This window comes from Pseudomonas sp. NFACC43 (genome assembly GCF_900119645.1).
Classification (GTDB): domain Bacteria; phylum Pseudomonadota; class Gammaproteobacteria; order Pseudomonadales; family Pseudomonadaceae; genus Aquipseudomonas.
In genome coordinates, this window is record NZ_FPKK01000017.1 from 92,769 (window position 1) to 103,438 (window position 10,670).

The 10,670-nt window shown below is 59.2% G+C and carries 11 protein-coding genes; 9 read left to right on the plus strand and 2 right to left on the minus strand.

Annotation, left to right across the window (positions count from 1 at the left end; genetic code table 11):
- Positions 1-124 precede the first annotated feature (124 nt).
- The 3 genes from mrcB to BT179_RS23340 are packed head-to-tail and all read left to right on the plus strand — an operon-like array spanning position 125 to position 3,523.
- Positions 125-2,443 carry a penicillin-binding protein 1B gene (gene mrcB / locus BT179_RS23330; RefSeq protein WP_072398652.1) on the plus strand — a complete coding sequence of 773 codons (2,319 nt, stop codon included), beginning with the start codon at positions 125-127 and terminating at the stop codon, positions 2,441-2,443.
- Positions 2,444-2,459: 16 nt separating this feature from the next.
- The gene (locus tag BT179_RS23335; protein ID WP_072398653.1) at positions 2,460-3,194 is read left to right on the plus strand and encodes a tetratricopeptide repeat protein; all 735 of its coding nucleotides are present in this window, start codon (positions 2,460-2,462) and stop codon (positions 3,192-3,194) included.
- Positions 3,194-3,523 (plus strand): YqcC family protein, encoded by a 330-nt coding sequence (locus tag BT179_RS23340; protein ID WP_072398654.1) that lies wholly within the window; start codon positions 3,194-3,196, stop codon positions 3,521-3,523. The genes BT179_RS23335 and BT179_RS23340 overlap by 1 nt, the downstream gene beginning before the upstream one ends.
- 6 nt (positions 3,524-3,529) lie before the next feature.
- On the opposite strand, the gene BT179_RS23345 is transcribed toward BT179_RS23340, so the two are convergent.
- Positions 3,530-3,955, minus strand: a complete 426-nt coding sequence (locus tag BT179_RS23345; RefSeq protein WP_072398655.1) for a DUF4124 domain-containing protein — start codon at positions 3,953-3,955, stop codon at positions 3,530-3,532.
- A gap of 400 nt (positions 3,956-4,355) precedes the next feature.
- Here BT179_RS23345 and BT179_RS23350 point away from each other — a divergent pair, with 400 nt between their 5' ends.
- The 6 genes from BT179_RS23350 (at position 4,356) to msrQ (ending at position 10,338) form a co-directional block, all read left to right on the plus strand.
- Entirely contained in the window at positions 4,356-6,080 is a 1,725-nt protein-coding gene (locus tag BT179_RS23350) for an acetolactate synthase 3 large subunit (RefSeq protein ID WP_072398661.1), read from the plus strand.
- A gap of 2 nt (positions 6,081-6,082) precedes the next feature.
- Positions 6,083-6,574 carry an acetolactate synthase small subunit gene (ilvN, locus tag BT179_RS23355; RefSeq protein ID WP_003205610.1) on the plus strand — a complete coding sequence of 164 codons (492 nt, stop codon included), beginning with the start codon at positions 6,083-6,085 and terminating at the stop codon, positions 6,572-6,574.
- Between the two features lie 45 nt (positions 6,575-6,619).
- Positions 6,620-7,636: a ketol-acid reductoisomerase gene (ilvC, locus tag BT179_RS23360; protein WP_072398656.1), complete on the plus strand. Its 1,017-nt coding sequence runs from the start codon at positions 6,620-6,622 to the stop codon at positions 7,634-7,636.
- A 144-nt stretch (positions 7,637-7,780) separates the two neighbouring features.
- Positions 7,781-8,626, plus strand: coding sequence for a CDP-diacylglycerol--serine O-phosphatidyltransferase (pssA, locus tag BT179_RS23365; protein WP_072398657.1), 846 nt, complete (start codon positions 7,781-7,783; stop codon positions 8,624-8,626).
- Between the two features lie 75 nt (positions 8,627-8,701).
- Positions 8,702-9,718 carry a protein-methionine-sulfoxide reductase catalytic subunit MsrP gene (gene msrP, locus BT179_RS23370; RefSeq protein WP_072398658.1) on the plus strand — a complete coding sequence of 339 codons (1,017 nt, stop codon included), beginning with the start codon at positions 8,702-8,704 and terminating at the stop codon, positions 9,716-9,718.
- Positions 9,718-10,338, plus strand: a complete 621-nt coding sequence (gene msrQ, locus BT179_RS23375) for a protein-methionine-sulfoxide reductase heme-binding subunit MsrQ (protein ID WP_072431979.1) — start codon at positions 9,718-9,720, stop codon at positions 10,336-10,338. The genes msrP and msrQ overlap by 1 nt, the downstream gene beginning before the upstream one ends.
- A gap of 114 nt (positions 10,339-10,452) precedes the next feature.
- Here the strand turns inward: msrQ and BT179_RS26880 are convergent.
- Positions 10,453-10,670 (minus strand): hypothetical protein (locus BT179_RS26880; RefSeq protein ID WP_218163111.1); only part of this gene is annotated, 218 nt, incomplete at its 5' end.

Sequence of the window (10,670 nt, forward strand, 5' to 3'; positions counted from 1 at the left end):
GTCTGGAAATCAAGGTCGTCATTATGGCGGCAAGCCGCGCTAACGCAAACCGGATGGTCCCGTTCTGTCAGGCGGGTTTGCGGGCTCATGTTGAACCGCCGCAAAGTGCGTATAATCCGCCGCCATGACTCGTACCCGATCCCCCCGTACCCCCAAGAAACCACCCGCCAGCCGCCTGCGGCCCTGGTTGGGCTGGGCCCTTAAACTCAGCCTGGTGGGCCTCGTCGTGCTCGCCGGTTTTGCCGTCTACCTCGATGCCGTGGTCCAGGAGAAGTTCTCCGGCAAGCGCTGGATGATTCCGGCCAAGGTCTACGCGCGTCCGCTGGAGTTGTTCGTCGGCCAGAAACTGAGCCGCGATGATTTCCTCACCGAACTCGATGCCCTGGGCTACCGCCGTGAGAGCGTGGCCAACGGGCCGGGGGCGGCTTCCGTCAATGGCAATACCGTTGAACTCAATACCCGGGGGTTCCAGTTCTATGAAGGCATGGAGCAGGCGCAACCGGTGCGGGTGCGGTTTTCGGGCGACTATGTGGCCGCGCTGACCGGTGCCAAGAATGCGAATCTATCGGTGGTGCGCCTCGAGCCCCTGTTGATCGGTGGGCTATATCCCAAGAACCTGGAAGACCGGATCCTGATCAAGATCGACCAGGTACCGCCGTTCCTGATCGACACGCTGATCGCCGTCGAGGACCGGGACTTCTATCATCACTTCGGCGTTTCACCCAAGTCGATAGCCCGCGCTGTCTGGGTCAACACGTCCTCGGGCCACATGCGCCAGGGCGGCAGTACCCTGACCCAACAGTTGGTCAAGAACTTCTACCTGACCAACGAGCGCAGCCTCTCTCGCAAGCTCACCGAAGCCATGATGGCCTTGCTGTTGGAGCTGCATTACGACAAGCAGGAAATCCTCGAGGCTTACCTCAACGAGGTCTTCATCGGCCAGGATGGCCAGCGGGCGGTGCACGGTTTCGGCCTTGCCAGCCAGTTCTTCTTCAGCCAGCCACTGTCCGAGCTCAAGCTGCACCAGGTGGCGTTGCTGGTGGGCATGGTCAAGGGGCCGTCTTCCTATAATCCGCGTCGCAATCCCGAACGCGCCCTCGAACGACGCAACCTGGTGCTGGATCTGTTGCAGCAACAGGGCGTGGCGACGGCCGAGCAGGTCGAGGCGGCGAAAAAAATGCCACTGGGCGTGACCAAGCGCGGCAGTCTGGCGGACAGTTCGTTCCCCGGTTTTCTTGACCTGGTCAAGCGTCAACTGCGTGAGGACTACCGCGACGAAGACTTGACCGAAGAAGGCCTGCGCATCTTTACCAGTTTTGATCCGATCCTGCAGATGAAGGCCGAGGCCTCGGTCGAAGACACGTTCAAGCGACTGGGCGGGCGCAAGGGCGCCGATGAAGTCGAGGCTGCCATGGTGGTGACCAATCCGGAAACCGGTGAAGTCCAGGCCATGATCGGCAGTCGCCAGGCCAGTTTTGCCGGATTCAACCGGGCCTTGGATGCGGTGCGTCCGATCGGCTCGCTGATCAAGCCGGCGGTGTACCTCACGGCCTTGGAGAAACCGAGCCAGTACACCTTGACCAGTTGGTTGTCCGACGAGGCCTTCTCGGTCAAGGGGGCGGATGGCCAGGTCTGGAAGCCGCAGAACTATGATCGCCGCACCCACGGTACGGTGTTCCTGTACCAGGGGCTGGCGCATTCCTACAACCTGTCCACGGCGCGCCTTGGCATGGAAGTCGGTGTGCCGAACGTGCTCAAGACCCTGGCGCGCCTGGGGGTCAACCGTGAACTCCCGGCGTTCCCATCGATGTTGCTGGGCGCCGGTGGTCTCACGCCGATCGAAGTAGCGGCCATGTACCAGACGCTGGCCAACGGTGGCTTCAATACACCGATGCGCGGGATCCGCAGCGTGCTCACCGCCGACGGCGAGCCTCTCAAGCGCTACCCGTTCCAGATCCAGCAGCGTTTCGATCCGGCCTCCATCTATCTGATCCAGAGCGCCATGCAGCGGGTCATGCGTGAAGGTACCGGCAGTTCGGTTTATAACGTGCTGCCCCGGACCCTGACTCTGGCGGGCAAGACCGGTACCAGTAACGATTCGCGCGATAGCTGGTTCGCCGGTTTCAGCCAGGATCTGTTGGCAGTGGTCTGGCTTGGTCGTGATGACAACGGCAAGACGCCATTCACCGGTGCCACTGGCGCGCTGCAAGTCTGGACCAGTTTCATGCGCAAGGCTGATCCGTTGCCGCTGGATATGCCGCAACCGGACAACATCGTCCAGGCCTGGGTCGATTCCCGTACCGGACAGGGCTCCGACGCCAATTGTCCGGGGGCGGTACAGATGCCGTATATTCGCGGCAGCGAACCGCCACCCGGTGCCGCCTGTGGCGGTACGAATCCCGCCGAATCGGTGATGGACTGGGTCAAGGACTGGATGAATTAAGCAAAGAGGGTTTCAAGTGAACAAGTGGTTGATTCCAGCGGTGACTGCCGTGGCTTTGCTCAGTGGTTGCTCCACCGTACAACGTGGTTCTATTCCGGTGGTCGATGCCGGCACGGCGGTTTCCAACAGCGAGCGGGTCTCGGCCAGCGGCGGTTTCCGTCAGACGACAGTGAAGCGCCCGGTGCAAGGGCAGGCCCAGGCTATTCCCCAGGGTGACTCCGGTGTCGTGGTCATGGTACCGGGCGGTGGTGCGGCCACTTCGGCTCCGATCAGCAGCCAGCCGATCACGCCGGGTCCGGTCACGTCTGGCCCGATCACGCCAGGGCCTGTCAACGGTTCGCCGATCGACCAGGGCAGCTACAGCATGCCGTCGACGTCGGGTAGCATTGCGCCGTCCAACAGCGGTGGCTTGTCCGCCGATGAACAGCTGGACGGGCCGGTACTGGCCCTGTTGACCACGGCCCAGCAGCAACAGGCCGGCGGTGACTTGAATGGTGCTTCCTCCAGCCTGGAGCGCGCTCAACGCGTTGCGCCACGTGAACCCCAGGTTCTTTATCGCCTGGCCCAGGTGCGTCTGGCCCAAGGCGATGCGCCGCAAGCCGAGCAACTGGCTCGTCGTGGCCTGACATTTACTAGTGGTCGTCCGGCACTTCAGGCCAGCCTGTGGGAATTGATCGCCCAGGCCCGTGAGAAGCAGGGCGATTCTGCTGGCGCGGCGCTGGCCCGCCAGAAGGCCAAGGTTTCGCTCTGATGGACGGTCGCTTCCCTCGGATCGCCGACCAGTTGCTGCTGATCGAGCGAGAGCTGCGGGTTCAGGGTTGGTGGAGCAGCGTTTCGCCTTCGGCCGAAGCGCTGGCCAGTGTCGAGCCATTCGCGGTCGATACCCTGGACTTTGAACAATGGCTGCAGTGGATCTTCCTGCCTCGCATGAAAGCCATCCTGGAAAACGACCTGCCATTGCCCAATGCCTCGGGCATCCTGGCCATGGCCGAAATGGTCTATGCCCAGCGCCCGGGACAGGGCGTCGAGCTGCAACGGTTGCTGGCGCAGTTCGACCAGTTGATCAGCGAGGCCAGCTGACCGTCGTCACTGGCAGTGCTCTTCGATCTGCTGGCGCGTTTCGTCGATACGCTGACGCCGCTCTTCATCCGTGAGGCGGCGTATTTCCCCTTCCACTTCCTCGCGCAGCCTCGGGTTGTTCTGCAGTTGCGCCAGGTTGGTCCGGGCCTGTTCGCAGAAAGCCTTGAGCTGGGCCTCCTGCTCGGCGACCTGTTTCTTCACCTCCTGATCGATGACCTTCTGGTCACCAATGGCACCGCCGGTGGGGGGCGCTGGCGGCTTGCCGGCAGGCGATGGAGCGGATTTGATCACGGTGGTGGCTTCTGCGCCTTGTGGCGGCTGGGAACCGAAATGGGTAACGCCCTGGGCGTCCACCCACTTGTAGACCTGGCCGGCCATGCACATTGGGCTCAGGCCAGCCAGCAGGCTGGCGGTCAGGAGGATCATTCGCATGCTGTTTCCTTGTCATGGGTTGCGCAATTGAAGCTAACACAGTAGCCGTTTAAAGGTTTTTTCTTGCGTTCTCATGCGCTTACTTCAATAAAGCACATAGACGACTTGACTTGCAGAAGGCGAAACAGAAGAATCCAAAGTCCGCTGTAGAGGGACTGCCAGAAGCAGACCCACTCGGCAGATCATGAGGCGCATATCCGCGTCGACCTGTTACACCCGCAACGCGTTACCTCGCGCTGGGTGGGAAAGGCCCGCAACACTTGGGACGATCCCAATACTTGCTCAGTCAGTGCTGACGTAGTCGGCGACCACCGTCGCTCATGCTCTGCCGAGAAGTAAACCTATTAAGACCCGTCCCCTTGTCGAGGGTCGGTATTCTGGCGTTTTAGAGGTGAACAACGTGGAGCTTTTATCTGGCGGTGAGATGCTCGTCCGCTTCTTGCGTGACGAAGGCGTCAAATATATCTACGGGTACCCGGGTGGTGCTCTTCTTCATGTCTATGATGCCCTGTTCAAAGAGCCGGAAGTGACCCACATCCTGGTTCGTCACGAGCAGGCGGCGACCCACATGGCTGACGGCTATGCCCGCGCCACCGGCAAGGCCGGCGTGGTACTTGTAACTTCCGGCCCTGGCGCCACGAACGCCATCACCGGTATCGCCACCGCCTACATGGACTCCATTCCGATGGTGATCATCTCCGGCCAGGTGCCTAGCACCATGGTCGGCACCGATGCGTTCCAGGAAACCGACATGATCGGTATCTCCCGGCCGATCGTGAAGCACAGCTTCATGATCAAGCACGCCTCGGAAATCCCGGAGGTCATGAAGAAGGCCTTCTACCTGGCCGAATCCGGCCGTCCCGGCCCGGTGGTGGTCGATGTCCCGAAAGACATGACCAACCCGGCCGAGAAATTCGAATACGTCTTTCCGAAAAAAGCCAAGCTGCGCTCCTACAGTCCAGCTGTACGCGGTCACTCAGGGCAAATCCGCAAGGCGGCAGAAATGCTGCTGGCGGCCAAGCGTCCCGTGCTGTATTCCGGCGGCGGCGTGATCCTGGGGGGCGGCTCCGCGCCGCTGACTGAACTGGCGAAGATGCTTAACCTGCCGGTAACCAATACGCTGATGGGCCTGGGCGCGTTTCCGGGTACCGACCGTCAGTTCATCGGCATGCTCGGCATGCACGGCAGCTACACCGCCAACCTGGCGATGCACCATGCGGACGTGATCCTGGCCGTCGGTGCGCGTTTCGATGATCGGGTCATCAACGGCCCGGCGAAATTCTGCCCGAACGCCAAGATCATCCATATCGACATCGACCCTGCGTCCATTTCCAAGACCATCAAGGCAGACGTGCCGATTGTCGGGCCGGTGGAAAGCGTATTGACCGAGATGGTCGCTATCCTCAAGGAGATCGGCGAGACGCCGAACAAGGACGCTGTCGCCAGCTGGTGGAAGCAGGTGGATGAATGGCGTGGCGACCGTGGCCTGTTCCCTTATGACAAGGGCGACGGCAGCGTGATCAAGCCGCAGACAGTGATCGAAACCCTGTGCGAAGTGACCAAGGGCGATGCCTTCATCACCTCGGACGTGGGCCAGCACCAGATGTTTGCCGCGCAATACTACAAGTTCAACAAACCCAACCGCTGGATCAACTCCGGTGGCCTGGGCACCATGGGCTTCGGTTTCCCCGCGGCCATGGGCGTCAAGCTGAGCTTTCCGGATAACGATGTCGCCTGCGTCACGGGCGAAGGCAGTATCCAGATGAACATCCAGGAGCTGTCCACCTGCCTGCAGTACGGTTTGCCGGTGAAGATCGTCAATCTGAACAACGGCGTGCTGGGTATGGTTCGCCAATGGCAGGACATGAGCTATGGCAGCCGTCATTCGCATTCCTACATGGAATCGCTGCCGGACTTCGTCAAGCTGGTCGAAGCCTATGGTCACGTGGGGATTCGCATCACCGAGCTTAAAGACCTGAAGTCCGGGCTCGAGGAGGCTTTCGCCATGAAGGATCGCCTGGTATTCCTCGATATCCAGGTCGATACCAGCGAACACGTCTATCCGATGCAGATCAAAGACGGTTCCATGCGCGATATGTGGCTGAGCAAGACGGAGCGTACCTAATCATGCGGCATATTATTTCCCTGCTTCTGGAAAACGAACCGGGTGCTCTGTCTCGTGTAGTAGGCCTGTTCTCGCAGCGCAACTACAACATCGAAAGCCTGACCGTGGCGCCTACCGAGGACCCGACCCTGTCGCGTCTGACGCTGACTACGGTGGGGCATGATGAAATCATCGAGCAGATCACCAAAAACCTGAACAAGCTGATCGAGGTGGTCAAGCTCGTGGACCTGTCGGAGAGCGCTCACATCGAGCGCGAACTGATGCTGGTCAAGGTCAAGGCCACCGGCGCCCAGCGCGCCGAGATCAAGCGCACCACCGATATTTATCGTGGGCAGATCGTTGATGTCAGCGCCAGCGTCTATACCGTTCAGTTGACCGGTACCAGCGACAAGCTCGACAGCTTCATTCAATCGATCGGCACCGCCTCGATTCTGGAAACCGTACGCAGTGGCGTTACCGGCATTGCCCGTGGCGACAAAGTACTGAGCATCTAAACCAAATTAGCGAATGGCCTGAACGGCCGGATATAGGGGAAATTCATGAAAGTTTTCTACGATAAAGATTGCGACCTGTCGATCATCCAGAGCAAGAAAGTCGCCATTATCGGTTACGGTTCCCAAGGCCACGCCCAGGCGTGCAACCTGAAAGATTCCGGTGTCGACGTGACCGTCGGCCTGCGTAAAGGCTCGGCCACCGTTGCCAAGGCGGAAGCCCACGGTCTGAAAGTGGCTGATGTGGCTTCCGCCGTTGCCGCTGCCGATCTGGTCATGATCCTGACTCCGGACGAGTTCCAGGGCGCTCTGTATCGCGACGAAATCGAACCGAACATCAAGAAGGGCGCGACCCTGGCTTTCTCCCACGGTTTTTCGATCCATTACAACCAGGTCGTGCCGCGTGCTGACCTCGACGTGATCATGATCGCACCGAAGGCCCCGGGCCACACCGTGCGTTCCGAATTCGTCAAGGGTGGCGGTATCCCTGACCTGATCGCTATCTACCAGGATGCCTCGGGCAACGCCAAGAATGTGGCACTGTCCTACGCCGCCGGTGTGGGCGGTGGCCGTACCGGCATCATCGAAACCACTTTCAAGGACGAGACCGAAACCGACCTGTTTGGTGAACAGGCTGTTCTGTGCGGTGGTACCGTGGAGCTGGTCAAGGCTGGTTTCGAAACCCTGGTTGAAGCCGGCTATGCGCCAGAAATGGCTTACTTCGAATGCCTGCACGAGCTGAAGCTGATCGTTGACCTCATGTACGAAGGCGGTATCGCCAACATGAACTACTCGATCTCCAACAACGCCGAATACGGCGAGTACGTGACTGGCCCGGAAGTGATCAACGCCGAGTCCCGCCAGGCCATGCGCAACGCCCTGAAACGCATTCAGGACGGCGAGTACGCCAAGATGTTCATCAGTGAAGGCGCCACCGGCTACCCTTCGATGACTGCCAAGCGTCGCAACAACGCTGCCCACGGTATCGAGATCATTGGTGAGCAACTGCGCTCGATGATGCCTTGGATCAGCGCCAACAAGATCGTCGACAAAGCCAAGAACTGAGTCGCGAGCTTGATCGAAAAACGCGGCCATGGCCGCGTTTTTTCGTTTGGACGGCTGCTTCTGGTATAAAGCTGCATCGTTTGCGGCCGAACCGTCGTCCCAGACACCTGTCGAATTTTTTCACACCGTTGCAAGGTACTGTCCATGAGCGAACGTCCCGACGAGCCAAACCAGGCTCCTGACGCCGAAAGCATGCTGCCCATCGATGAGCACGTCGAAGAAGGTCATGACGCTGAAGGCCGCAAGGTCCGGCATCGTGGCATCTATCTGCTGCCGAATCTGTTCACCACCGCCAACCTGTTCGCCGGTTTCTATTCCATCATCAGCTCCATGAGTGCCCAGGCTGCGTTGAGCGCTGGCGATGCTGCCGGGGCGAGCCGTTATTTCGCGTTCGCGGCCATCGCGATCTTTGTCGCCATGGTGCTCGATGGCCTGGACGGGCGCGTGGCTCGCATGACCAATACCCAGAGCGCTTTCGGCGCCGAGTACGACTCCCTGTCAGACATGGTCGCCTTTGGTGTGGCCCCGGCCTTGCTGGCATTCGGTTGGGCGCTGGGGGATATGGGCAAGGTCGGCTGGATGGTCGCTTTCATCTATGTGGCGGGCGCGGCCTTGCGGCTGGCGCGTTTCAATACGCAGGTGGGCAAGGCTGACAAGCGTTACTTCATCGGCCTGGCGAGTCCGGCTGCGGCAGGCGTCGTGGCGGGGGTTGTGTGGGCGTTCAGCGACTATGGCATCCAGGGGTCGAAAATGTCCTTCCTGGTGGCGCTGCTGGTAGCGGCGGCCGGTATGCTGATGGTCAGTAACATCAAGTACAACAGCTTCAAGGAACTGGATCTGAAGGGGCGCGTGCCGTTCGTTGCGATCCTGGCGGTGGTATTGGTATTCGCGGTTGTCTTCAGCGATCCGCCGCGTATCCTGCTGCTGGTATTCCTCGCCTATGCCGCTTCCGGGCCAGCGCAGTATCTGTTGCGTCTTCGCCGAGGCTAAACGTTGCCTTAATGTAATTTCCCCCATACTCCGCAGTCTATTGGTGCATCTGCCCTCCAATGCTGCGGAGTTGTCATGTTGATCAAAGTCTCCAAGTCGTCCGACTGCCGTGAATCGGATGTCACGCCTGAATCCCTCTATCTTTCTCGTCGCCAGATACTGGCGGCTACCGTGGTGGCTGGCGTTGCCATGAGTGGCGTTTCCCGTTGGGCGAGTGCTGCTGATGCCGCACGTTATCCCGATGTGGAGCCTGGCATGGCGCCTGCCTGGTTCACCGAGAAACTGCCATCCGCCCAGTGGGGCGCCGTCACGGTCAAGAATGAGTCAATCACGCCATTCAAGGACGCGACCCATTACAACAACTTCTATGAGTTCGGAACCGACAAGGGGGACCCGGCGGCCAATGCCGGCGCCTTGAAAACCGAGCCTTGGAGCGTGGTAGTGGATGGCGAGGTGGGCAAGCCGGGGCGCTATGCGCTGGAAGATTTCATGAAGCCTTATCAATTGGAGGAGCGCATCTATCGCTTGCGCTGCGTTGAGGCCTGGTCGATGGTCATTCCATGGATCGGCTTTCCCCTTTCCGCGTTGCTCAAGCAGGTCGAGCCGACCTCAAAGGCCCGATACATCCGCTTCGAAACGTTGCAGGATCCAAAGATGATGCCCGGGCAGCGCTCTGGGTTTGCCTTGATCGATTGGCCTTATGTGGAGGGTTTGCGGCTGGATGAGGCGATGAACCCGTTGGCGATCCTGGCTGTCGGCATGTATGGGCGAGAGCTGCCAAACCAGAATGGCGCACCTTTGCGGCTGGTTGTTCCATGGAAGTACGGTTTCAAGAGCGTGAAGTCCATTGTGCGCATCAGCCTGGTCAGCGAGCAGCCTAAAACCACCTGGCAAAGCATTGCCTCGGACGAGTACGGTTTCTATGCCAACGTCAACCCGACGGTAGACCATCCGCGCTGGACCCAGGCGCGCGAGCGTCGCTTGCCGAGCGGGTTATTCAGTCCAAACGTCCGCGATACATTGATGTTCAATGGTTACCAGGATGAAGTGGCCTCTCTTTATGCAGGGATGGACCTGAGGAAGGATTACTGATGCATTTTCCAGTGTGGCGGATCGGCGTCTTCATGGCGGTGGCAGTCTGGCCGCTGCTCTGGCTTTATGAGGCGTTGATGAGTGCGTTGGGGCCTGATCCGGGCAAGGTACTGGTGGATAGGCTTGGGCTGGGAGCACTGATTCTGCTGCTACTGACCTTGAGCATGACGCCAATGCAGAAATTGACGGGATGGGCGGGGTGGATTGCGGTAAGGCGCCAGCTCGGGTTGTGGTGCTTTGCTTATGTGGTGTTGCACTTGAGCAGCTACCTGGTATTCATTCTGGGCTTCGACTGGTCGCAGTTAGGTGTCGAGTTGAGCAAGCGGCCATACATTATTGTCGGGGTTATGGGGTTTCTCGGTTTATTGCCTTTGGCAATCACTTCCAATCGGTATAGCCAGCGTCGATTGGGCTCGCGCTGGAAGAAACTGCATCGTCTGGTTTATCCGATCCTTGGCCTTGGATTGCTGCATATGTTGTGGATCGTGAGGGCTGATCTCAAGGAGTGGTCGATCTATGCGGCCATAGGCCTTTTTTTGTTGATGTTGAGGATTCCACCGGTGTTGCGCCGTATCCCGCGATTAATGGGGCGCAAGGTTCCTTTTTCAACAAAAGCGTAATCAGGGGTTGACGGCAGATTCTGAGTCTCTATAATTCGCCCCACTTCCGGCGCAGTCGAAACGGAAAACTTCTTGAGATTCAATAAGTTATGAAGTTTTCGGGTGTGCAGGGCTTCAAATCATCGAAGTCCGGAAGGGGTCGACAGGGTTGCAGTCAAGTCCCGTCGGCACTTCGATCTTCACGATCGAAGACGCTGGAAAAGAGGTGTTGACAGCAGCGGCTAACGCTGTAGAATTCGCCTCCCGCTGACGAGAGATCGAAAGCGCAAGTGGTTGAAGTTGCAAAGGAAACTTTGAAAGCTTCTGAAAATAACCACTTGACAGATGTACGG

Excerpts from the sequence above, each read along its gene's own strand:
- msrP (WP_072398658.1), top strand. The coding sequence starts at position 8,702 with ATGTTGATCAAAGTCTCCAAGTCGTCCGACTGCCGTGAATCGGATGTC.
- BT179_RS23345 (WP_072398655.1), bottom strand. The coding sequence starts at position 3,955 with ATGCGAATGATCCTCCTGACCGCCAGCCTGCTGGCTGGCCTGAGCCCA.
- pssA (WP_072398657.1), top strand. The coding sequence starts at position 7,781 with ATGAGCGAACGTCCCGACGAGCCAAACCAGGCTCCTGACGCCGAAAGC.
- ilvC (WP_072398656.1), top strand. The coding sequence starts at position 6,620 with ATGAAAGTTTTCTACGATAAAGATTGCGACCTGTCGATCATCCAGAGC.
- ilvN (WP_003205610.1), top strand. The coding sequence starts at position 6,083 with ATGCGGCATATTATTTCCCTGCTTCTGGAAAACGAACCGGGTGCTCTG.
- mrcB (WP_072398652.1), top strand. The coding sequence starts at position 125 with ATGACTCGTACCCGATCCCCCCGTACCCCCAAGAAACCACCCGCCAGC.
- BT179_RS23340 (WP_072398654.1), top strand. The coding sequence starts at position 3,194 with ATGGACGGTCGCTTCCCTCGGATCGCCGACCAGTTGCTGCTGATCGAG.
- msrQ (WP_072431979.1), top strand. The coding sequence starts at position 9,718 with ATGCATTTTCCAGTGTGGCGGATCGGCGTCTTCATGGCGGTGGCAGTC.